Origin of the sequence: Streptomyces sp. NBC_01317, from assembly GCF_035961655.1 — a bacterium.
Taxonomy (GTDB): domain Bacteria; phylum Actinomycetota; class Actinomycetes; order Streptomycetales; family Streptomycetaceae; genus Streptomyces.
The window spans coordinates 4897610-4919184 of record NZ_CP108393.1 but is presented as its reverse complement, the minus strand read 5'-3'; the positions used below and the strand labels follow the sequence as shown (position 1 = coordinate 4919184).

The 21575-nt window shown below is 71.5% G+C and carries 20 protein-coding genes; 9 read left to right on the top strand and 11 right to left on the bottom strand.

The genetic code is table 11. From position 1 onward, the window contains the following. Window positions 1–334: 334 nt before the first annotated feature. A complete protein-coding gene (locus OG349_RS21300; protein ID WP_161311362.1) occupies window positions 335–982 on the top strand; it encodes a TetR family transcriptional regulator in 648 nt (215 codons plus the stop codon). 158 nt (window positions 983–1140) lie between these two features. Here OG349_RS21300 and OG349_RS21295 read toward each other — a convergent pair whose 3' ends face one another. Further along, window positions 1141–1392, bottom strand: coding sequence for a hypothetical protein (locus OG349_RS21295; RefSeq protein WP_327236117.1), 252 nt, complete (start codon window positions 1390–1392; stop codon window positions 1141–1143). 137 nt (window positions 1393–1529) lie between these two features. Between OG349_RS21295 and OG349_RS21290 the strand changes: the two genes are divergently transcribed. Further along, on the top strand, window positions 1530–2234 hold the full coding sequence (locus OG349_RS21290) for a pyridoxine/pyridoxamine 5'-phosphate oxidase (RefSeq protein ID WP_327236116.1): 705 nt from the start codon (window positions 1530–1532) through the stop codon (window positions 2232–2234). 298 nt (window positions 2235–2532) lie between these two features. Here OG349_RS21290 and OG349_RS21285 read toward each other — a convergent pair whose 3' ends face one another. Continuing rightward, window positions 2533–5445 (bottom strand): AfsR/SARP family transcriptional regulator, encoded by a 2913-nt coding sequence (locus tag OG349_RS21285; RefSeq protein ID WP_327236115.1) that lies wholly within the window; start codon window positions 5443–5445, stop codon window positions 2533–2535. Between the two features lie 261 nt (window positions 5446–5706). Here OG349_RS21285 and OG349_RS21280 point away from each other — a divergent pair, with 261 nt between their 5' ends. After that, window positions 5707–6318, top strand: a complete 612-nt coding sequence (locus OG349_RS21280) for a hypothetical protein (protein WP_327236114.1) — start codon at window positions 5707–5709, stop codon at window positions 6316–6318. A gap of 64 nt (window positions 6319–6382) precedes the next feature. Here the strand turns inward: OG349_RS21280 and OG349_RS21275 are convergent, their stop codons facing one another. Further along, window positions 6383–6649 carry a hypothetical protein gene (locus OG349_RS21275; RefSeq protein WP_327236113.1) on the bottom strand — a complete coding sequence of 89 codons (267 nt, stop codon included), beginning with the start codon at window positions 6647–6649 and terminating at the stop codon, window positions 6383–6385. A 277-nt stretch (window positions 6650–6926) separates the two neighbouring features. Between OG349_RS21275 and OG349_RS21270 the strand changes: the two genes are divergently transcribed. Both OG349_RS21270 and OG349_RS21265 read left to right on the top strand, forming a co-directional pair. Further along, window positions 6927–7685, top strand: coding sequence for an SDR family NAD(P)-dependent oxidoreductase (locus tag OG349_RS21270; RefSeq protein ID WP_327236112.1), 759 nt, complete (start codon window positions 6927–6929; stop codon window positions 7683–7685). 65 nt (window positions 7686–7750) lie between these two features. Beyond that, window positions 7751–8731, top strand: coding sequence for an AraC family transcriptional regulator (locus OG349_RS21265; RefSeq protein WP_327238651.1), 981 nt, complete (start codon window positions 7751–7753; stop codon window positions 8729–8731). A 49-nt stretch (window positions 8732–8780) separates the two neighbouring features. Here the strand turns inward: OG349_RS21265 and OG349_RS21260 are convergent, their stop codons facing one another. Continuing rightward, window positions 8781–9395 (bottom strand): GNAT family N-acetyltransferase, encoded by a 615-nt coding sequence (locus tag OG349_RS21260; RefSeq protein WP_327236111.1) that lies wholly within the window; start codon window positions 9393–9395, stop codon window positions 8781–8783. 113 nt (window positions 9396–9508) lie between these two features. On the opposite strand from OG349_RS21260, the gene OG349_RS21255 reads away from it, so the two are divergent. Next, window positions 9509–10657 carry a flavin-containing monooxygenase gene (locus tag OG349_RS21255; RefSeq protein ID WP_327236110.1) on the top strand — a complete coding sequence of 383 codons (1149 nt, stop codon included), beginning with the start codon at window positions 9509–9511 and terminating at the stop codon, window positions 10655–10657. A gap of 211 nt (window positions 10658–10868) precedes the next feature. On the opposite strand, the gene OG349_RS21250 is transcribed toward OG349_RS21255, so the two are convergent. Continuing rightward, window positions 10869–12203, bottom strand: a complete 1335-nt coding sequence (locus OG349_RS21250; protein ID WP_442806284.1) for an MFS transporter — start codon at window positions 12201–12203, stop codon at window positions 10869–10871. Between the two features lie 127 nt (window positions 12204–12330). Next, on the bottom strand, window positions 12331–13596 hold the full coding sequence (locus tag OG349_RS21245; RefSeq protein WP_327236109.1) for an MFS transporter: 1266 nt from the start codon (window positions 13594–13596) through the stop codon (window positions 12331–12333). 128 nt (window positions 13597–13724) lie between these two features. Between OG349_RS21245 and OG349_RS21240 the strand changes: the two genes are divergently transcribed. Next, a complete protein-coding gene (locus OG349_RS21240) occupies window positions 13725–14717 on the top strand; it encodes a GlxA family transcriptional regulator (RefSeq protein ID WP_327236108.1) in 993 nt (330 codons plus the stop codon). Window positions 14718–14747: 30 nt separating this feature from the next. Here OG349_RS21240 and OG349_RS34865 read toward each other — a convergent pair whose 3' ends face one another. The 3 genes from OG349_RS34865 to OG349_RS21225 form a co-directional block, all read right to left on the bottom strand. Next, window positions 14748–15392, bottom strand: a complete 645-nt coding sequence (locus tag OG349_RS34865; RefSeq protein WP_442806283.1) for an ATP-binding protein — start codon at window positions 15390–15392, stop codon at window positions 14748–14750. 546 nt (window positions 15393–15938) lie between these two features. Further along, a complete protein-coding gene (locus tag OG349_RS21230; protein ID WP_327236107.1) occupies window positions 15939–16451 on the bottom strand; it encodes an EF-hand domain-containing protein in 513 nt (170 codons plus the stop codon). A gap of 40 nt (window positions 16452–16491) precedes the next feature. Beyond that, the gene (locus OG349_RS21225) at window positions 16492–16866 is read right to left on the bottom strand and encodes an STAS domain-containing protein (RefSeq protein WP_327236106.1); all 375 of its coding nucleotides are present in this window, start codon (window positions 16864–16866) and stop codon (window positions 16492–16494) included. Between the two features lie 324 nt (window positions 16867–17190). On the opposite strand from OG349_RS21225, the gene OG349_RS21220 reads away from it, so the two are divergent. Next, entirely contained in the window at window positions 17191–17781 is a 591-nt protein-coding gene (locus OG349_RS21220) for a sigma-70 family RNA polymerase sigma factor (RefSeq protein WP_327236105.1), read from the top strand. Window positions 17782–17960: 179 nt separating this feature from the next. Then, entirely contained in the window at window positions 17961–19235 is a 1275-nt protein-coding gene (locus OG349_RS21215) for a zf-HC2 domain-containing protein (RefSeq protein WP_442806282.1), read from the top strand. An 810-nt stretch (window positions 19236–20045) separates the two neighbouring features. Here OG349_RS21215 and purU read toward each other — a convergent pair. Further along, window positions 20046–20915 (bottom strand): formyltetrahydrofolate deformylase, encoded by an 870-nt coding sequence (gene purU, locus OG349_RS21210; protein ID WP_327236104.1) that lies wholly within the window; start codon window positions 20913–20915, stop codon window positions 20046–20048. A gap of 87 nt (window positions 20916–21002) precedes the next feature. Next, a complete protein-coding gene (locus tag OG349_RS21205) occupies window positions 21003–21449 on the bottom strand; it encodes an SCO4402 family protein (protein WP_327238648.1) in 447 nt (148 codons plus the stop codon). Window positions 21450–21575: the final 126 nt, after the last annotated feature.

Genomic DNA, 21575 nt, shown 5'->3' with positions numbered 1-21575 from the left:
GGATCCTTCCGTGCGCCTTCCGCGTGTGGTGCCCGTCACAGCCAAGTTAAGGCGCTACGGGGCGGGGCGCAGGCCAGGAAAATAGAACATATGAGCCATTAAGATGACATCACCCCTGTGGGCGCTTGGATCGCGCACCAAAGTTGTCCACCGAAGTTGTCCACAGGCTGTTGATAACACTATTGGCGGGCGGGGTGGTGCCGATCTGGTTCCGAAGCACTTCCGGAGCCATACGAACCCGGGCGGACCCCTGGGGACCCGTACGCGGAAGGGGTGGTTCCCCATTTGCAGTCGGTCAAATCGCGCTCAGATCACCCGTCGGTAAGCTGACGGCATGACAGGACAAGTACGCACCGTCGACGGCCGCGTGGCTGGTCGACGCGGCCAGGCGACGCGGCAGAAGCTGCTCGACTGCCTCAGCGAGATGCTCAGCTCCTCGCCGTACCGGGACGTCAAAGTCATCGACGTCGCCCGGAAGGCGGGGACTTCACCTGCGACCTTCTACCAATACTTCCCGGATGTCGAGGGCGCCGTCCTCGAAATCGCCGAGGAAATGGCCAAGGAGGGCACCGGGTTGACCGGACTGGTCTCCGGCCGCTCCTGGGCCGGCAAGGCCGGCTGGCAGACATCGGAAGATCTGGTGGAAGGTTTCCTCGACTTCTGGCGCAAGCACGACGCGATCCTGAGGGTCGTCGATCTGGGCGCCGCGGAGGGGGACAAGCGGTTCAACAAGATCCGCATGAAGGTCCTCAACTCCGTCACCAACTCCCTTACGGATTCCGTGAAGGAGCTCCAGTCCAAGGGCCGGGTGGACAAGGACGTCAGCCCGGCGGCGCTGGCCGGTTCCCTGGTCGTCCTGCTGGCCTCGGTGGCCTCGCACCAGAAGAGCTTCCAGGGCTGGGGTGTGAAGCAGGCCGAACTGAAGCCGAACCTGGCGCTGTTGGTGCACCTCGGCATCACCGGCAGGAAGCCCACGAAGTAATCGCGCCGCGCGAGCCGGCGCAGCGGCCGGCGGGCACGGCACGGGCGTGCCCCACTTCCCCTGTTTTCCCCGTCTCCCCGTCCTGTCACGCCGGCGGCGGATCAGACGACTGATCCTCTGATCCCCGCCGGCGCTCCCGTCCCAGGAGGGGGCGGAGGTCAGGCCGTGTGGGGGCGAATGCCAGGCCGTACGGCGGCATCGGTCCGTGCGTGCGTGGCGGCGTCAGGCCGTATCGGCGGGAAGCAACCGTTCCACCAGCGCGGCGAGCAGCGCGCCCGCGTGCGGGTGGGTTCCAGCCGCATTTCGAGCAGGGCGCGGTAGCCCGTACGCAACGCGGTGACCCGTTCCACCACCTCCCCCTCTTGCACCAGCTCCACCAGCCACGCACGGGTGGCGGGTCCCTCGGCCATGACGGCCGGCGTCGCGTTGCCGGGGCGCGGCCGCTCGTAGATAGGGCCGCCGGCCTGAGTGAGAGGTCGTCGCGGCCGGCGAAGCAGTTGGGCGCGGTGCCGCCGGGGGGTGGAGGCGGCCGGGTTGAATGGCGTGCATGGACGACGAACGAGGCGAGGGCCAGGACGAGCGCCGGGGCGAGCGCCGGCAGGAGGCCTTCCGTGCGCTGTTGCGCGCCCAGCGCGTCTGGGACACCGAGCTGCCCGCCTTCGACCCCGCCACCGCACCCGGCGAACCGCTGCCCCTCTTCCACCGGTGGTTCGCCGAGGCGGTGGCGGCGGGCCAGCCCGAGCCCCACACGATGACCCTCGCGACCGCCGACGAGCGGGGCCGGCCCGACGTGCGGACCCTGATGCTGCACGACGCGGATGTACGGGGCTGGCACTTCGCGACCCACGTGACCAGCGCCAAGGGCCGCCAGCTGGCCGCCCGGCCCGAGGCCGCGCTCGGCTTCTACTGGGCGGCGCAGGGCCGTGCGGTACGGCTCCGAGGGGCGGTGGCGACGGCCGACGCGGCGGAGACCCGGGCGGATCTGCGGGCCAGATCGAAGGGCGCGCTGGCCGCCGCGCTGGTGGGGCGCCAGAGCGAAGTCCTCGGCTCCCTGGAGCAGTTGGCGCGGATGAGCGAGGACGCGTGGGAGCGGGCCGGACACGATCCGGCGCCCGAGGCCCGGTCCTGGACGGGGTACGTACTGGTGCCGGACGAGGTGGAGTTCTTCCAGGGCGACGCCCGCAGACAACACGTACGGCTGCGCTACCGGCGCGAAGGCGCCACCTGGGCAAGGGAGTTGCTCTGGCCCTGAGCTTGTCGTCCAGCCTCCGGTCAGATTCGGCTGCCGGAGACTCCGTGATCATGCTCCAGGGGTGGTGGGCTTCGTCGCGCCGAGACCCTGCCCCGTACTCGGAGCCCGCCCACATGACCGCCGGCGTGCCCAGCGCGTGCGGCGTGCCCTGCGGGCGGGGCGTCCCCGCAGCCGGCCGCGAGAGCCAGGACGACCGCGAGAGCGGCGGTTCGGGCGGCGTGCCGCAGTACGGTCGTTCCACGGACGGCGAATGCTTGTGGTTGACGGACCGGGGGGTGGGGGCGTGCTCCGAGGCGCCTTATGCCAAGCGGTTGCGCAGCTCTTCGGTCTGGGTGGAGCGGCGTTGTGTCTCGCACAGGGCCAGGGCCTGTTCCCATGCTTCGCGCGCTTGGTCCGGCCGGTTCATGGCGTGGTACGTGTCGCCGAGGTTGGTGAGGGTGTCGGCCTCGTTGTAGGTACTGCCGACATGGCGGAAGAGCGACAGCGCCTGCCGGTAGTGGTCCAGGGCTTCGGTGTGCCGTCCGGTGTGGTGGGCGATGTAGCCCAGGCTGTCGTGAGTTGACGCCTCGTCACCGCGCTGTCCGTCCGCGCGGAAGAGGGCGAGGGCCTGTTCGCAGTGGTCCTGCGCCTCGGAGTGGAGCCCGAGTTGGGCGTGCATCCAGCCGACCGCGTTGAGCTGGTTGGCCAGCCAGACGGGGTTGTCGAGCCTCCGGTACAGGCGCAGAGCGCGGACGGCGTGGTCGAGGGCCTTCTCGTCGTCCCCGTGTTGTTCCCAGGCCCGGCCGAGGGTGCGGCAGATGTGCGCCTGGCCGGCGAGGTCGTCAGTCTGCTCGGACAAGGTGAGGGCCACGTGCAGGTGGTCCAGGGCCTTGGCGTGCTCTCCGGTCTGTGCGTGGGCCTGTCCCAGACGCCAGTGGGCCAGGGCCCGGGGAACGGGAGCGCTGCCATGGCGTTCGGCCGCGGTGAGGGCGGCACGCCAGACGGCGAAGTAGTCCTGTAGGTGGTGGCCGCCCAGGTGGTAGGAGATCAGTGTCCAGGCCAGCTGCCACACCTGCGCGTACCGGCCCTGCTCCAGGGCGAGGATCTGGGTGGCCAGCAAGCAGGAATGTTCGGTGGAGAACCACTCCAGCGCGGCTGCCGTGTCCGCCAGCGGGAGCGGGGCGCAGCCCGGGGCGGGCGAGTCCAGTTCGGGCCGGAAGGGGGTGTGCGGGCCGTCGAGGAGCTGGTTGGCGGCGAAGGCCGTGTGCAGATGGAAGTCGACCAGCCGGGTCAAGGCAGCGGCGGTGGAAGTGTCACCGGCAGCGGAAGTGTGGGTGTCCGTGTCGGTGTCTGTGTCCGTGTCGGTGTGAGTACGGGTGTCAGGGACCTGGCCCGCGTCGCCCAGTTCGGCGGCGAACAGTCCGATGAGGTCGTGCATGCGATAGCGGCCGGGGCGGTACTGCTGGATCAGATGCGCGGCCTCCAACTCGGCCAGGAGTCGGCGGGTCCGGGGCAGGGGAAGAGCCGCGAGGGAGGCGGTGGCGGGCAGACCGATGTCCGGGCCCGGCGCCCGCCCCAACAGGGCGAACAGGCGGCCGGCCGGCGGGGTCAGGGCGCGGTGGGAGGTGGAGAACACCGCGCGCAGGTTCACGGACACGTCTCCCGTGGTCAGCGCGTCGAGCCGGCCGGTGGCCGACCGGAGTTCCTCCGCGAGGACGGCGAGAGGGAACCCGGGATGCGTGACGGCGCGCGCGGCCACGATGCCGAGGGCGAGAGGGAGACCCGCGCAGTGCTCGACCAGGGCGTCGACCGCCTCGGGTTCGGCCGTGGCTCTGTGCGCGCCGAGATGACGGGTGAGCAGCTCGCGGGACTGGTCCGCCTGGAAGGCGTCAAGGCTGACGAGGCCCGCGCCGTGCGTGGTGACAAGGGAGGCGAGGCGGTCACGACTGGTGATCAGTACGCGGCAGGACGGGCTTCCGGGCAGCAGGGGACGGACCTGGTCGGCATCGCGCGCGTTGTCCAGCACGATCACCATGCGCCGCTCCGCGAGCAGACTGCGGTAGAGGCCCGCCTGGGCTTCCAAGTCGGCCGGAACGGCGTCAGGGTCGACCCCCAGAGCGCCCAGGAATCCGCGCAGGGCGACCGCCGCCGGCAAGGGTGCCGAGGACGGCTCGAAGCCGCGCAGGTTCACGTACAACTGCCCGTCAGGGAAGTGTTCCACGTTGTCGTGCGCCCAGCGCAGCGCCAGCCACGTCTTGCCGACCCCGCCGATCCCACCGATCGCGGAGATCACCACGGCGCTGCTCCGGGAGGTCCGTTGGACGTCAAGGGCGTAGGTGAGCTGCCCAAGCTCTCGGCTCCGGCCGGTGAACACCGGTGGGGAGGAGGGGAGTTGACGCGGTGCGCCGCGTAACGCGGACGGCGGCGCGGCCGGGGCGGACAGCGCGGCGGCGCCGGTGAGTATCTTCCGGTGCAGCTCCCGGAGCTGCGCGCTGGGGTCGGTGCCGAGTTCTTCGGCGAGCCGTTCCCGGGTGCGCTCGTAGTGCGTGAGCGCGTCGGCCGGGCGGCCGCACCGGTAGAGGGCGAGCAGGTACTGGACCGCCAGGCGCTCGTCTAGGGGTTGATCGGTGACCAGCTTCGCGAGCTCCGGGAGGATCGCGTCGTGGCGGCCGAGGTGGAGTTCCGCCTCGTACAACTCGGCCAGCAGGCCCAGTCGTTCCTGGTGGAGACCCGCTCTGTGCCGGGCCGCCCAGTCGCCGCCCACGTTCCCCAGCGCCTCACCGTGACAGAGTTCGGCGGCCCGGCGGTAGAGGTTCCGGGCCTCCTGGTGGTCCTGCTGTCCCGCGGCCTTGCCACCCCGCTGGACCAGCGCCCGCATCACGTGGACGTCGACCTGTTCCGGGTCCAGCGCCAGAACGTAGCCGCCCGACTGCTGGGCCAGCGGAGAGCTCGTCCCCGCAGAACCACCGCCGTGGTCCAGCAACTTACGGAGCCGGGCGACGTAACTGTGCAGGCCGGCCCGGGCCGCGCGGGGCGGGGCGTCGTCCCACACCCGCTCGATCAAGGTGTCCACGCTGACGAGCCGGCCGCTCTGCAACGCGAGAACCGCCAGGACGCACGCCTGCTTCGCGGGACCGGCGGAGACGTACGCGCCCTCAGCGGTCTCCACCATGATCCGGCCGAACAGGCGGATGCGGGGCTGAGCGGAGACGGGGCTCTCGATACGGCTCATCCGGCAACCGTCTCACAACGCGGTCCCGCCATCCTCCCGGATTCCGGCCGCCTGGCGGCCGGAATCCGGCTGCCGGGCCGGCGACCTCACCGCCGCACCTCCCCCGGCCCGTACGACCCTAGTAGGCGGGAGAAGCTGACGAGACACTGTCTCCTGACAGGCGATCCCGACCGCGTGCCGGCGGGGTTCGACAGGTCGGCTGCGCCGGCTCTGCCAGTAATCCGGTGACGGGATGTCAGTACCCCTTGATAGACAAGGGCCATGGATGCCGAAGCTCTTCCGCAGTCTGTAGATCACCCTTCCGAGGCCTCGTTCAGGCAGGGCTGTCTGGCCCATGAGTCAGGGCAGTGGGAGCACGCCCAGGAACTGTTCGAGGAGGCGGTTCGTGGTTCGGGCCCGCAGATGCTCTGGCGCGTGGCAGAAGCCTGCCTGTACTGCGACGAGGCGGCGTCGTGGATGCGGCGGGCCGTGGTCACGGAGAGCGAGCCGGGCGGTATCACGGTCGGCCCCGAGGCATTCGGGATCCTTGGGGGCCATGGCGACGCGCTGGTGCAGAACTGGGGGATCGTCGTCGAGTCGGACGAACCGGCCCGCGCGGTCACCGCACTCACCGCTGCGAAACCTCGGCTGATGCGCGTGTTCGAGGACGGCCGCGAACTCTCTCCGGAGGAGGCCGAGGTCCTCTGGGACGAGGCCTCGCCTCCCTACAGTCCCAACTACGCCGCCGTCGAAGCCACAGTGCCCCGCATCTGGATGGACTGCAAGGACGGGATCTACCCGCACATGGCCCGCACCGCACTGCGCGTCGTGGCCGACGAACTCCGCAAAGCCGGGGTGCGGCAGGCACACCTGTTCAGCCCTTCCCACCGCTAGGGCGTGTCCAGGGGAGCATGGCGTCCCCACTACTAGGAGTGGGGACGCCCGCGGAGGGAGCGGCTTACACGTAGACCCACAGGTGGAAGCGGCCGTCCGCCATCGGCCCACGGCACTGAGGACGCTGCCCCTGGTAGGCGAGTTGGGCGGCTCGGCCGTCACAGAAGGTTCGGTTGGGGAAGGTCTCCCCGGTGTGGATCCACGTGGCGGGAACGGTGGCCGAAGCGGTGGCGGCGGAGGCCTCCGCCGTGGCCGCACCGGCGGTGGCGGGCAGCGCCATGGCGGCGACCGCGGCAACCGCCGCGACTGCGGCAGCAGTTCGTGATCTCATTCAGTCTCCCTGGTTGATTCGGGCACGTGGCAACCATGGCGAAGAGACCTTGGGGAAACCTTGGGAAACCCTTGGACACGTGAACGCACCCGGGGCCGCCGCTCGTTCCGCGACGCGACGCCGGTACGCCCACGCTCGGCGTCCTCGCGGACAGGGCGCGAGGATTGGGCAAGAGTCCGGGAGGATCGGTCTTTCCCCGGGTCGGGGGCGGCGGTTGGCTGGGGGTGACACATCCCGTACGGAGCCAATCGGACTCCGCAGGCCCAGGAGGCACCCCATGAACGTGGCCGTCGTCACCGGCGCGAGCTCAGGCATCGGGCAGAGCGCGGCTCTTCACCTCGCCCGGCGGGGCGCCGGCGTCATCCTGACGTACAGCTCCAACGAGCACGGGGCCCAGGACACCGTCGCGCGGATCGAAGAGCAGGGCGGTACCGCCGTGGCCCTGCGCCTGGACCTCGGCGACAGCGCCGGATTCCCCGCCTTCCGGGCGGAGGTGGCCGATGTGTTGCGCCGTACCTTCGAGCGGGATTCCTTCGACCAGCTGGTCAACAACGCCGGATTCGCCGGGATGGCGATGATCGAGGACGCCCTGGAAGAGGAGTTCGACCGGCTCACACGCGGTCTGTTCAAGGGCCCCTTCTTCCTCACCCAGGCCCTGCTGCCGCTCCTGGCCGACGGGGGCGCCGTCGTCAACGTCACCAGCAATTCCGCCCTGCCCCACGTGACCGCGCCGGGATACTCCGTCTACGCGGCCCTCAAGGGCGCCCTGGTCGTGCTCAGCCGCTACATGGCCAAGGAGTTCAGCGCCCGGGGCATCCGCGTGAACTCGGTCGCCCCGGGCGCGACCGTCACACGTTTCGCCGGTGACGCCTTCGCCAAGAACCCCGAGATCATCCCGGAGCTGGCGAAGTCGTTCGCTCTCGGCCGGGTCGGCGAGCCCGACGACGTGGGCATGGTCATCGCGATGCTGGTCTCCGAGGAAGGCCGCTGGATCACCGGTCAGGACATCGAGGTCTCCGGCGGGCAGAACCTCTGAACCCCACCTCTGACGCCGACGCCCGGGTGAGCGGTCACCAGGCCGCTCCGCGCGACACCGGCACCATGGATCCGCTGGACGAGATGCGCGCTCTCCTGCTCCGGCGGGCGCCCGCCGACATGACCACGGCGATCGACGGGGTCCGGGCCTGCCGGTTCGACCGTACGGACGCTCCCACGCCCGGCATGTCCGGGACCGTGCTCGCCGTGATCGCCCAGGGCCGCAAGCGTCTCGCGCTGGGCGAGCACCGCTACGAGTACGGGCCCCGCCAGTACCTCGTCGCCTCCGCCGATCTGCCCGTCACCGGGCACGTCGTCGACACCAGGGACACCAGAGACACCGGCGCCACGGACACCGGCGCCAGGGACACCGGCGCCACGGACACCGGCGCCGGGGACACCGGGCGGCCCACCCTCGGCTTCGGCATGACCCTCAGCCCCGCCGTCCTCGCCGAACTCCTCCTGGCGGCCGACCCCCACGACCTGCCGCCCCCCGCGGACACCACCGCGCCACCCGGCATCGCGGTCTCCACGGCCCCGCCCCCGCTGCTGGACGCCGTCGTACGCCTGCTGCGGCTCCTGGACCGGCCGGCCGACCGCAAGGTCCTCGCCCCGATGATCAAACGTGAAATCCTCTGGCACCTCCTGCGCGGCGAGCAAGGGGGCGCCATCCGTCAACCGGGCCTGGCGGACAGCGGTCTGGCCCACATCAACCGCGCGGTGCGGCGGATCCGGGAGAACTTCGCCGACCCGTTCCGCGTCGAAGACCTCGCGCAGCTCGCGGGCATGAGCGCGTCCGCCTTCCACCGCACCTTCCGGACGGTCACCGGCATGAGCCCCATCCAGTTCCAGAAACGCATCCGCCTCCAGGAGGCCCGGCTCCTGCTGGCCGGCCGCCCGTCCGACATCAGCGGTGTCGGCCTCCGCGTCGGCTACGACAGCCCCTCCCAGTTCAGCCGCGAATACCGCCGCCTGTTCGGCACACCGCCCAGCGAGGACACCACCCTGCGCGCTCCCTCGGCGGAACACGCCACCGCCCTGCCCTGACGGCCCCATCGGCCCTGATGTCCCGCTGCGCTCGCCCCGGAGCGTGGTCTCAGCCCCCCAGCGAGACATCCAGCAGTACGTCCGGGTCCGTGGCCAGCCTGGCGTGTTGGTGGACGTCCTGGAAGGCGTCCGTACGGCCGGAGGCGAACATCCCGTCCCTGATGGTGCCTTCGTACGGGTAACCGCACCGCTCCGCGATCCGGCACGAGGCGTCGTGGCCCAGCGCGTGGCCCAGGTCGATCCGGTGCAGGCCGACCTCCTCGAACCCCCACCGGCCGCACACCGCCAGCGCGCGGCTGGCGACGCCCTTGCCGCGGGCCTCCGGCAGGACCCAGTACCCCACACGCGCGCTACGCATCCGCAGGTCGATCAGGGCCAGGCCGACATGGCCGAGGATCCGCCCGTCCACCGCGTCGGTCACGCAGAAGTGCGCCATCTCGCCGCTCTCCCGGCCCTCCGCGCGCTGGCGGATGTGCTCCGCCGCGCCGGCCTCGTCGGTGACGGGGACGAGCGGGGTGTTCCAGCGCAGGAACTCGGGGTCGGTCTGGCCGCGCACCAGCGTGGCCTCGTCGCCGGTACGCCACGGGCGCAGACGGAGGCCGTGTCCGAGGATGTCGGCCGGTGGGGGGAGGCGGCGGCGGTCGTTGTATATGTCGTGGTTCACGCGCCCATTCAACCTCTCGCCACTCGACCTCTCACCACCCCGCGTGATCGATTCGCAACCGAACCCCGGCTTGACCGAGACCAAACAATTGGTGTCGCGATTACGCTCGGTACATGGCCGCCGACACCGACCCCAGCACCGACCTGCCCGTGTACGTCATAGGCGGTGGCCCGGGTGGGCTCGCCGTCGCCGCAGCCCTGCGCGAACGGGGCGTACGTACCGTCGTACTGGAGAGGTCCGAGGCCGTCGCGGCCTCTTGGCGCCGCCACTACAGCCGGCTGCGTCTGCACACCACCCGGCGGAAGTCGGCACTCCCGGGGCTCAAGATCCCGCGTTCGGCCGGGCGTTGGGTGGCACGGGAGGACGTGGTCCGCTACCTGGAGACGTACGCGGAACACCACACGCTCGAAATCGTCACCGGTGTAGAGGTCACGCGGATCGAGCGCGCCCCGGGCGGTGTCGGCTGGTTGCTGCACGCGACGGGCGGACGGCAGCTGACCGGGCGCGGAGTGGTCGTGGCGACCGGCTACAACCACACGCCCAAGCTGCCCGACTGGCCCGGACGCGAGGCGTACGAAGGGGAGTTGCTGCACGCGGGCGAGTACCAGGACGCGCAGCCGTACGCGGGCAAGGACGTGCTGGTCGTCGGCGTCGGCAACACGGGCGCGGAGATCGCGGTCGACCTGGTCGAGGGCGGCGCGGCGCGGGTACGGCTCGCGGTGCGCACCGTCCCGCACCTCGTGCGCCGCTCGACGCTGGGGTGGCCGGCGCAGTCGTCCGGCATCCTGATCCGCCGCCTGCCGGCCCGGCTCGTGGACCCGCTCGCCTCGCTCCAGGCCCGGATCGCCCTCCCCGACCTGACGTCGAAGGGCCTGCCCCGGCCGGACACGGGCCTGCTGTCGCGGGCGCGCGAGGGCGCGATTCCGGTGCAGGACGTGGGCCTGGTCGACGCGGTCCGCAAGGGCCGGGTGGAGCCGGTCGCGGCGGTGGAGTCCTTCGAGAAGGACAAGGTCGTCCTCGCGGACGGCACCCGGATCGCCCCGGACGTGGTGATCGCGGCGACGGGCTACCGGCGCGCCCTGGAGGGCCTGGTGGGCGACCTGGACATCCTGGACGCCCGGGGCCGCCCCCGCGTCCACGGCTCCCGCACCGCCCCCGACGCCCCCGGCCTCCACTTCACCGGCTTCACGAACCCGATCAGCGGGATGCTCCGCGAACTGTCCCTGGACGCGCGGCGGATAGCGAAGGCGCTGTCCCGGTGACCGGTGGGTCCGCCGGGGCCGGGAGGCGTACGACGTAGCACGTATCGAGTACGAACTCGGTGTCGCTGTACGTGCGCGGCGCGAGGCGCTCGGGACGCCCCCGGCGCAGCCGCGATCCGGCCCCTCACACCCGCACCGAGGCCGCGCCGCCCCAGTAGTAGGACGGCGCACCCGAACGGCAACACGCCCCGCGCCCGGCGCGCCGCCGCTCTCACGCCACCGCCACCACCGCCGGCTTGACCGGCGGCACGCGGCGGATCACCAGCGCCATCAGCGCCGCCGCCGCGCACAGCGCGCCCGACGCGTACCAGACCACGTCGTACGAGCCGAAGACGTCTCGCGCGACGCCGCCCGCGAACGCGACGACCGCCGCGCCCACCTGGTGGGAGGCGAGGACCCAGCCGAAGACGATCGCGCTGTCCTCGCCGTAGTGCTCGCGGCACAGGGCGATCGTCGGCGGGACCGTGGCGACCCAGTCCAGGCCGTAGAAGATGATGAAGAACAGCATCGGCGGATGCACGGCCGGCGCCAGCAGCATCGGCAGGAAGAGCAACGAGACGCCGCGCAGGGCGTAGTAGACCGCCAGCAGCCGCCGCGCCTCGAAGCGGTCGGTGAACCAGCCGGAGGCGATCGTGCCGATCACGTCGAAGACCCCGATGACCGCGAGCAGCGAGGCCGCCGCCGTGATCGGCATGCCGTGGTCGTGTGCCGCCGGTACGAAGTGGGTCTTGACCAGGCCGTTGGTCGAGGCGCCGCAGATGGCGAAGGTCCCGGCCAGCAGCCAGAACGGCCCGGTGCGGGCCGCCGACACCAGCACCTTGACCGCTCGCCGCGCCGCCCCCGGCACCGGCCCCGGCTTGGGTACGTAGGTCTCCGCGCCGTACGCCGCCAGCCCGACGTCCGCCGGGTGGTCCCGCAGCAGCAGCCAGACGAACGGGACCACCGCGATCGCGGAGAGCGAGACCGTGATCGAGGCCGGCCGCCAGCCGTGGTTCTCCACCAGCCAGGAGAGGAACGGCAGGAACACCAGCTGCCCGGACGCGCCCGCCGCCGTGAGGATGCCGGTCACCAGTCCGCGCTTGGCGACGAACCAGCGGTTGGTGACGGTCGCCGCGAAGGCCAGCGCCATCGAGCCGCTGCCGAGGCCGACCAGGACGCCCCAGAACAGGACGAGTTGCCAGGCCGCCGTCATCCAGACCGTGAGCAGCGCGCCGACCGAGATGATCGTCAGGGCGACGGCCACCACCCGGCGGATGCCGAAGCGGTCCATCAGCGCGGCGGCGAACGGCGCGGTCAGCCCGTACAGCGCCAGGTTGACCGAGACGGCGAACCCGATCGTGCCGCGCGACCAGTCGAACTCCTTGTGCAGCGGGTCGATCAGCAGTCCCGGCAGCGAGGCGAAGGCCGCGGCGCCGACGATCGTCACGAACGTGACGACGGCGACGAACCACGCCCGGTGGATGCGGCCCGGGGCGCGGGGAGCGCCGGTGGCCGTCGCCGGGGGCGCGGGAGCGTCGTCCGCGGAACGTTCGGTTGTCTGTGTCACGTCAATCAGGATCTCGGAGGCCGGGGACACGGGCGAGTGGCCCGACGGACAGCGTTCGCTAGGATCGGGCCATGGGAGGAGAGAAGAGGATGCGCTCGGTGACCCCGGCGCCACCCCTGGAGAAACGTCACTTCACGCGCCTCAGCCCCCGCACCGGCCGCGCCGCCAGCAGCACCCCGCACACCCCCACGTTGATCACCGCTCCCGCGACCAGCACGTCCCGTACCCCGATCGACTCCGCCACCGGGCCGGCCAGCGCCCGGCCCACCGCCAGCATGATGAGCGAGCCCGCCACGTCGTACGCGTGCAGCCGGTTGAGCGCCTCGTTCGGGATCTGCGTCTGTACGGTCGTCGACCACATCACCAGCCAGAACGCCAGCGAGACCCCGCCCACGAAGAAGCCCCCGGCGAGGACCGGCACCGGGACGTCGTACGCGAGCACCAGCACGTTCGGGATCACCCCGAACAGCGCGAACGTCCCCGCGAAGAGCGGCCGGCGGGGCCGCAGCCGCATCGCGATCAGCGCGCCCACCACCTCGCCCGCGCCGTTGAAGGTCATCATCAGCCCGTACATCGCGGAGCTGTGCCGGTCGGTGACCACCACCGCCTCCAGCGGGGTGATCGGGCCGAGCACGGTGATGCCGTACACCGACCACACCGCGATGACCCCCCACAGCCAGGAACGGGCCCGGAACTCCCGCCAGCCGCCGACGAGTTCGGAGAGCATCGACTCCCCCTTCACCGGCTCCATGGAATCCATCCGGATGAAGAGGAAACAGATCCCGCTGATCCCGAAGGTCGCCGCGTTGACCCCGAAGATCATGCCGGGGCCGCCGAACCCGGCCAGCGCGCCCGCGATCGCGGGACCCGCCATCGCGGTCACCGACTCCGCGACCCGCAGCACCGCGTTGCCGCGCTGCACGTCGGGCGCCATCAGCGGCAGCATGCTGGCCACACCGGGCTGGAAGACGGCGGCGCCGAGGCCGTTGAGGGCGCTCAGCGCGTACACCAGCCAGAGCGGCGGCGCCCCGGAGGCGAACGCGCCGGCCAGGACCACTGTGCTGACCAGCCGCACCACATCGGCGAGGACCATCATCCGGCGCGGGGTGAAGCGGTCGGCCAGCACCCCGCCGACGATCACGAACCCGGCGAAACACACCATCCACGAGCCGAGCGCGAAGCTGACGGCCGAGGCGCCGTGCCCGGTGTCGAGCAGCCCCGCCGCGAGGGCGACGGGCACCATGCCGTCGCCGAAGCGGGCCACGGTACGGGCGAGGAAGAAGAGCCGGAAGTTACGGTTCCAGAGCGTGGCCCCCGGGTCGACGTCGTGGTCGTCCGGCGGGGCCGGCAGCGGTTCGGGGGAGGCCTGGGCCGTTATGTGTGGGTGGGTCACAGACTTGTGGGTCACAGAAGGGACAGATATCAAGGAACTGGTCTGGACCACCAGGGGGTATCCAGCACGCGGACCACGGAACGGCAGCCGGGCAACGACCGGACAGCGACCCGACAGGAGAGAGCGCCATGCAGGACCGACCGCCCCACCGCGTCGTCGTACTGGCCCTCGAAGGGCTGCTCCCCTTCGAACTCGGCATCCCCCACCGGATCTTCGGCCGCCCGGCCGACGCGGAAGGCAGGCCGCTGTACGAGGTCGTCACGTGCTCGGTCCGGCCCCCGGGACCCGTACGTACCGATTCGGACTTCTCGATCCTCGTCGAGAACGGGCCCGAGGCGCTCGCCACCGCCGACACCGTGATCGTCCCGGCCTCGTACGAGCTGGGTCCGGTCTACGACGAGGGCCGTCTCACCGAGGAGTTGGCCGCCGCCTTCGCGCACCTGCGGCCCGGCACCCGGCTGGTCTCCATCTGCACGGGCGGCTTCGTGCTGGCGGCGGCCGGGTTCCTCGACGGCCGCCCCGCCACCACCCACTGGTCCAGCGCTGCCCACTTCCAGCGGCTCTTCCCGCAGGTCAAGGTGGACGCGGACGTCCTGTTCGTGGACGACGGGGACGTGCTGACCTCGGCGGGGGTCGCGGCGGGGATCGATCTCTGCCTGCACATCGTGCGGCGCGACCACGGCACGGCGGTCGCCAACGACGTGGCGCGCCGGACGGTCGTCCCCCCGCACCGGGACGGCGGACAGGCCCAGTACATCGAACGGCCCCTGCCCGAGCCGCAGTTGGCCTCCACCACCGGGGCGAGGACCTGGGCGCTGGTACGCCTCCACGAACCGATCCAGCTCCGGGACATGGCGGAGCAACAGTCCATGTCCGTACGGACGTTCACGCGCCGCTTCCGTGAGGAGACGGGGATCAGCCCGGGGCAGTGGCTGGTGCGGCAGCGGGTCGAACTGGCCCGGCACCTGCTGGAGTCGACGGATCTCTCCGTCGACCAGGTGGCGCGGGACGCCGGCTTCGGCACGGCCCAGTCGATGCGCCAGCACCTCCAGTCGGCGCTGGGTGTCGCGCCGACGGTCTACCGCCGTACGTTCCGGGCGGGAGCGGCACCCGCCGGGTGACCCGGGGGCTCCCGCTCCCGCGCGTACGCCTCATGCCGTACGGGTCACGGCCCGCGACGACCGGTAGGCGGGCGCGGGCGCCGGAGAGGCCGGGACCTTCGAAGGGGGAGGCGGGGAGAGGGGGGCCGGCGGCCTGGCGGGCCGGGAGGTGACGGCCGGGGGTGGCGGCGGAGTGGCCTCGGCCGCGAGGGCCGCGCGGGGCGGTTCGGGTGTCCCCGCCGCCGTACCCGCCGCTGTCCCCGTACCCGCATCCGATCCCGTCGCCGACTGCGGCGTACATCGGTCCACTTCGCACCAGATGCGCTTGCCCGCTCCCTCCGGCTGCCAGCCCCACCGGTCGGCGAGTCCGTCGACCAGTTCGAGACCGCGGCCGTTGGTGGCCTCGCTGGTCGCGTGGCGCGGGCGCGGCGGGCAGGCGCTGGAGTCCGCGACCTCGACCCGTACGGTCCCCGCCTCCGCCGCGCCCGAGCCGAAGAGCATCCGCAGCACGGCCGGACAGCCCGTGTGCACCACGGCATTGGTCACCAGCTCGGAGATCAGCAGGATCAGCGTCTCCGCGACCGGCTCGTCATCCTCCATCCCGGAACCCACGAGCCTCGACCGGGCCCACCGACGGGCCCGCCCCACCTCCGCGGGATCGGGCCCAACCTCCAACTGAACCAGAAGCACCTGCACCGCTCACACCATCCGAACCGGCGGACACATCGCCTCGCGCGTCGACAAGGTCCTCAACAAGGTCACAGAACGTGATTCCCTTGCGACACAGCATGGTTGACGTACAGTCACCGCAACAAGCGCTTCGGGCATATTCCAGCGCGAAGGAGTACGCGTGGTGCATACTGTGCGACGCACGTCACGGGGAGTCGAACACGGGCGCGCACGGCGCCCTGACGGCGTGCGAGCGGCGCGCATTCGGGCTTCCGGCGCCGCCGTACCGGCAGCACCGCGACCCTCGCGCCTCAGGACCTCTCGCACCCGAGCGAGCGTACCGGAGCACCCGCGCGACTCCGGGCCGTGACGGCCCGCCGTAAGGACACAACCCGGTATCGACCTCGGAGCGCGGGCGCTCACCACACAGGGTGACGCAAAAGAGTGCTGAGGCCAGAGCTTTTGGGCGCGGTCGACCCGGTGTCGGCCCGGTGTCGGAGCGCCGGGCACCGGCGCCCTCTCAGAGCCGTCGGGCACAGGTGGGGGCCGGGTGGTCGGCCGGCCCCGGCACTGTCAGGGCTCGGGCGTGACGTAGTACGCCGCGAAGCCGGTGAGGATCTCGTCCTCCTGGATCCGCCCGTCGCCGTCCGCGTCGAGGGCGGCGGCCGCCAGCGCGGCGGCGTCCGGGGCGACACCCAGGACGCGCAGCGCGCGCTCGGCCGCCGCCGGGGTGACGCCGTCACCGTCCTCGTCGGCCACGGCGATCACCGCGTGCAGGAACGGCCGGGCGATCTCGGCGAACCGCTGCGGGCTGTCGCGCAGCCGCTTCACCGCACCGGTGATGAACTCCTGCTTGCTGACACGCTGGTCGCCGTCGACGTCCGCGATGCCCGCCATGCCCTGCCAGAACGCCTCGGCCCCGCTGTAGAGCGCCTGCCCCTTGTCGGAACGTGCCGTCACACCGAACTCGGCGAGCAGGTGCGCCGCGGCGCCGCTGAAGTCCTCGCGGTCGATGAAACCGTTGCCGTCCTGGTCGAAGGCCGCGAACCGGCGGGCGATCTTGCCCTCGTACTCTGTGCTGTCCATGGCGGGAGCGTACGACGACGGACCGCCGTCGTGTGGGGGGTCAGGCGGACAACGGCCTGGCCCGGACCTCCACGGCGCTCGCCACATCGGGGTAGATCTGGAACAGACGCCGGACGCCGAGGGCGGCGAGGACCCGGTTGACATGGGATCCCTCCTCCGCGCCCCGGGCCGGCAGGACGATGTGCAGACTGCCCCCGCAGGAGCGGATCAGCCGGCGGGCCGCGATCAGGACGCCGACCCCGCTGGAGTCGCAGAAGAAGACCTGCGAGAGGTCGAGCACCAGCGCGTGGCGACCCGCCGCGACGGCGTCATGGACCCGCTGGCGGATCTCGGGGGAGGTGATGAGGTCCAGCTCGCCTGTGATGCAGAACACGGTCCACGGTCCCCGCTCGGTCTCGTCCACCTTGAGCGTCACGTGCCCGAACCCCTCTCTTCAGTTTGTGGGGGATTCCGGGGCTCTCCTCCAGCTCCCCCATGGACTGGGGCGTTTCCCTGCCTCATCTCCGCCAAACGAGATCGATGAAGAGTGGCGCGATCCCGACTCCACCCGGCCGAAGAGGGGCGCACTTGACGTAAAGGGGCGTGCGTTGTCGGTCCCGCCGACTACATTCGAAGAGGCAGCGGGCTGCCGCGTCATGGGGGACAGTGACACGGAAGCGGAAGAAGAGAAACGGTAGAAGCGGAAGCGGGGCAGAGGCAGCGGCACGGCCGGCAGGCCGAGGACAGGGGTGGGGGTCGCATGGCGAAGGAGACACCGCCCCGCTGGGACCGCAGGATGCAGCAGCGGCTCTCGCGGGGCGAGGCCGCCGCGCTCGGTGAGCTGTACGACCGGTTCGCGTCGCTGGTGCACAGCCTCGCCCACCGGGTGCTGGACGACGACGCGGACGCGGACCGCGTCACCCGCGAGGTCTTCGGGCACGTGTGGGAGAACCCGGACGCGTACGACCCCCGGCAGGGCTCCCTGCGGTCGTGGGTGGCCAGGCTCGCCCGGCAGAAGGCCGTGGAGCGGCTCCGGCAGACCGAGTCCGCCGCGTACGAGGCGGCCGGTCAGGACACGGCGGAGGGGCTGGCGGAGCTGGAGCTGAAGGTGCGCCGGGCCGCCGCGGCGGCCCGCGCGGACTACATAGTCAGCTCGATGCCCACGTCCTTGCGGGACGCGCTGGAACTGGCTTATTTCCAGCGCAGGGACTACCGCCAGACCGCGGCGGACCTCGGGGTCACGGAGGACGAGGCACGCCGCCGGCTGAGGCTGGGACTGCAACTGCTCTCCACGGCCAACACTCAAGCGCTGGAGGGCTTCTCGCCTCCGGGGAACGGACGCTCCCTGTGACCGGCCCGCTGGACGGCGACCGCGGTGACGGGCGGGCCGGGCCCGACGGGCCGGGTGGCCGCCAGAGGCGTTTGCCCTGGCTGCCGGGTCCGCGCGCGGCCCCCGACGACCTGGAGCCGGGGCCGATGACCCGGCCTGCGCAGCCGGCAGGGCCCGGCACGCTTGGCCCGCCCGCGCCCATGCCTGCCCTGCCCGCGCACCCGGATCCCCCGGAGCCTGCCGACCCACCCGAGCCCGGCGGCCCACCCCAGTCCGGCGGTACGTCCCCGTCCGACGGCCCACCCGCATCCGGCGGTACGTCCGCCTCCGACCGGGCCGGCAAGCGGCACGAGGGCCTGTCGCACCAGGTGCTCAAGTCGCTCCTCGGCGCCTGGGCGCTCTCCGCCTGCTCGGCCGAGGAGACCGACCTGGTCGAGGCGCACCTCACCGAATGCGCCCCCTGCGCCGACGAGGCCCTGCGGCTGAGAGACGCCGTCGGGCTGCTCCAGGACGACCGCAGCCTCGATCTCGACCCGATGCTCCGCTCCCGGGTGCTGGAGAACTGTCTCGGCCGGCGCCCCGCCCGCATCCCCGTGCCCGGCTGGGCCGCTTCGTACGACGCCGAGACCGCCCGGCTCGACGCGCTGCTGCGGGACTTCGGCGACGACGAGTGGCGTGCGCCGGTGACGCTCAAGTGGTTCCAGGACGAGCGGACCGCGTCGCGGAGGACAACCGTCGCCGGGGTCATCGGCCATCTGATGGCCGTGGACGGCCTGGTCTCCGCCGCCCTCGGGCTGGACGACCCGCTCGCGGCCCCGCTCGGCGAATCGCTCGGCGCGCCCGTGCCCGTGGCTCCGGCGGACCGTACGGCGCGCTTCTGGCGCGACTCCGCGTTCCCGACCGCCCCCACCGTCCGGGGCCCGTGGCGCGAGCAGAGCCACACCCTCATCCGCACGGTGTCCTTCGCCGGGCGCGGGGCCGCCGAACTGTCCGTGTCGTACGGGGACTTCGCGCTGCCCCTGCGGGACGCGCTGCTCGACCGCGCCTTCGAGTGCTGGGTGCACGGCGGGGACATCGCGGAGGCGGTGGACTATCCGTACGACCCGCCCTCGGGACCTCATCTGCACCGGATGGTCGACCTGGCGGCCCGGCTGCTGCCCGCCGCCCTCGCCGCGCGCCGCCGGGGCGGTCTCGCCTCCCCCGCCCAGGGGCTGGTGATGCCCGGCGCTCCCGGCCGGTCGCTGCACCTGGAGGTCGAGGGCCCGGGCGGCGGGGACTGGTACATCCCGCTCGACTCCCCCGCCGCCGTCGGCTCCCGCGAGCTGGCCGTGGCCCAGATCGCCCTGGACGGCGTGGAGTTCTGCCAGCTCGTGGCGGGCCACGTGTCGCCGGAGGAAGCGGCGGCGGGGCAGGACGGTGACCGCGAGGCGATCAGGGATGTCCTGCTCGCGGCGGCGTCGATGAGCCGCCTCTAGGCGGTGGCCTCTGCCCGGTGTCCGTTGCGCTTACTGATTGTCCTCAATCGCCGGACGGGCTGGGTTTGTCGTGGTGACGGGGGCCGGGGCCTGCGGAGGTACGTATGTCCGGACTGCATGTTTTACGGCGCCTCAGGAACTCGTCCAGTTCACCGGTAGCCACGCGCCACAAAACACGCTTTACGTCCGGACACACGCACCTCCTCCGACCCCACCCCCCTCACGCCGAGGGTGAGCCGAACGACCCCGCCGGCCCGGGGAGCCTCGCCTCCGCCCGGTGGACAGTGCCGCTTACCAACGTCCTCAAACGCCGGACGGGCTGGATGGTGCCCCTGCCCGGTGCGCGCGCGGCTTACCAATGTCCTCAAACGCCGGACGGGCTGGAGTGTGGCCTCTGCCCAGTACGCGAGCGCGGCTTACCAATGTCCTCAAACGCCGGACAGGCTGGATTTTGGCCTCTGCCCGGTGCCGGGTGCGGGTTACCGCGTCCTCAAACGCCGGACAGGCTTGATTTGCCTTGACGCGGGCGTGAAAGGGGGACGGGCAGGGGTCGTGTCCGGAACGTAGAGCGTGTTTTGTGTCGCGTGGCGAACCCGAACCAAACAAGGTCCCGAACGCGACGTAAAACATGCAGTGCAGGACACGACCCCTGCCCGGCCCCCGGCAACAACCCGCACCCAAACCACCGGGCCGCAGCGGGCACAACCAAGCCCGTCCGGCGATTGAGGACAATCACTAACCCGCACCCGAGCGCACCGGGCAGACGCACAAACAAGCCCGTCCGACGACTGAGGACAACACGGAACCGCCTCAGGCGAAAACGACCGTCCGGTGCCCGTTCCGCAGGATCCGCCGCTCCGCATGCCACTTCACCGCCCGCGCCAGCGCCCGGCACTCCACATCGCGCCCGATCGCCACCAGTTGCTCCGGTGTCACCCCGTGGCCCACCCGCTCGACCTCCTGCTCGATGATCGGCCCCTCGTCCAGCTCCGCCGTCACGTAGTGCGCGGTCGCGCCGATCAGCTTCACCCCGCGCGCGTGCGCCTGGTGGTACGGCTTCGCGCCCTTGAAGCTCGGCAGGAAGGAGTGGTGGATGTTGATGATCCGGCCGTTCAGCTGCTTGCACAGGTCGTCCGAGATGACCTGCATGTACCGCGCCAGCACCACCAGCTCGACCTCCTCCGCCCGGACCAGCTCCAGCAGCTCCGCCTCCGCCTCCGCCTTGGTGTCGGCGGTCACCGGGATGTGGTGGAAGGGGATGTCGTACGAGGCGACCAGTTCGGCGAAGTCGGTGTGGTTGGAGACCACGGCGGCGATGTCGACCGGGAGCGCGCCGGTCCTGGACCGGAAGAGCAGGTCGTTCAGGCAATGCCCGAACTTGCTGACGAGCAGCACGATCCGCATCCGCTGGTCGGCGTTGTGGATCTCCCAGTCCATCCGGAACGCGTCGCCCACGGCGGCGAAGCTCGCCCGCAGCTTCTCCAGGGTGGTCACCGGCGTCTCGGCCGAGAAGTGCACCCGCATGAAGAAGAGACCCGTGTCGTGGTCCCCGAACTGCTGGCTGTCCTCGATGTTGCAGCCGGTGATGAAGAGGTAGCTCGACACGGCGTGCACGATCCCCTGCTTGTCCGGGCAGGACAGCGTGAGGACGTACTGCTGCGTTCGCGAGGGGGTGGTCATGACGTCAGAGGATCCCACATCCTCCGGGCACGGGCCGGTTTCCGCCAGAACGTGGACAACACGCGGAAGAGCCCGGGCCGGACGGCCCTACGCGCTGCGCGTCATGATCCGCAACACGTCCAGCGAGCGCGGCAGCTCGTCCGGATCGTCGCCGTCACTGGCCGCCAGCCGTACGTGCGCCTCGCGGGCCGCCCGTACCGCCTCCGGCCACCCGTGGTGCTCCAGATAGGCCGACACCGGCGCGTCCGCCCCCACCTGGTGCATGATGCGCAGCACCCGCAGCACGGCGAGATCGACCAGCGCGGCCTCTCCGGAGTCGCGGAATATGGTGCCGACGTATTTCTCGGCGGACCAGTTGTCCAGCCAGGTGTCCTCGACCAGCCGGTAGACGGCGTCGGTGACGTCACCGAACCCCTCCCGGCCTGGCAGCCAGTACTCCTGGTGGAAGACGGGATCGGAAAGCATATGCAGCGCCGAGCGCACATTGGTGCGCCAGCGCCACCACGGCATGTCATTGAGCGGCATGCCGCCCATGGTGGGGGAGCGACGGGCAGGACGGGAAGAGTTCTCGGAACCTTGCTGCACGGTCGTTGATCGTACGGTCCGTCCGCAGACGGAGATCGCGACCCCCGCAATTCACCTCGCCGCCACCGGATGTTG

Bases quoted from the DNA above. Each gene is read 5' to 3' on its own strand.
- OG349_RS21275 (WP_327236113.1), bottom strand. From the start codon at position 6,649: ATGAGATCACGAACTGCTGCCGCAGTCGCGGCGGTTGCCGCGGTCGCC.
- OG349_RS21265 (WP_327238651.1), top strand. From the start codon at position 7,751: ATGGATCCGCTGGACGAGATGCGCGCTCTCCTGCTCCGGCGGGCGCCC.
- OG349_RS21285 (WP_327236115.1), bottom strand. From the start codon at position 5,445: ATGAGCCGTATCGAGAGCCCCGTCTCCGCTCAGCCCCGCATCCGCCTG.
- OG349_RS21205 (WP_327238648.1), bottom strand. From the start codon at position 21,449: ATGGGCGGCATGCCGCTCAATGACATGCCGTGGTGGCGCTGGCGCACC.
- OG349_RS21280 (WP_327236114.1), top strand. From the start codon at position 5,707: ATGGATGCCGAAGCTCTTCCGCAGTCTGTAGATCACCCTTCCGAGGCC.
- purU (WP_327236104.1), bottom strand. From the start codon at position 20,915: ATGACCACCCCCTCGCGAACGCAGCAGTACGTCCTCACGCTGTCCTGC.
- OG349_RS21295 (WP_327236117.1), bottom strand. From the start codon at position 1,392: ATGGCCGAGGGACCCGCCACCCGTGCGTGGCTGGTGGAGCTGGTGCAA.
- OG349_RS21255 (WP_327236110.1), top strand. From the start codon at position 9,509: ATGGCCGCCGACACCGACCCCAGCACCGACCTGCCCGTGTACGTCATA.
- OG349_RS21220 (WP_327236105.1), top strand. From the start codon at position 17,191: ATGGCGAAGGAGACACCGCCCCGCTGGGACCGCAGGATGCAGCAGCGG.
- OG349_RS21290 (WP_327236116.1), top strand. From the start codon at position 1,530: ATGGACGACGAACGAGGCGAGGGCCAGGACGAGCGCCGGGGCGAGCGC.
- OG349_RS21215 (WP_442806282.1), top strand. From the start codon at position 17,961: ATGCCTGCCCTGCCCGCGCACCCGGATCCCCCGGAGCCTGCCGACCCA.
- OG349_RS21230 (WP_327236107.1), bottom strand. From the start codon at position 16,451: ATGGACAGCACAGAGTACGAGGGCAAGATCGCCCGCCGGTTCGCGGCC.
- OG349_RS21240 (WP_327236108.1), top strand. From the start codon at position 13,725: ATGCAGGACCGACCGCCCCACCGCGTCGTCGTACTGGCCCTCGAAGGG.
- OG349_RS21270 (WP_327236112.1), top strand. From the start codon at position 6,927: ATGAACGTGGCCGTCGTCACCGGCGCGAGCTCAGGCATCGGGCAGAGC.
- OG349_RS21300 (WP_161311362.1), top strand. From the start codon at position 335: ATGACAGGACAAGTACGCACCGTCGACGGCCGCGTGGCTGGTCGACGC.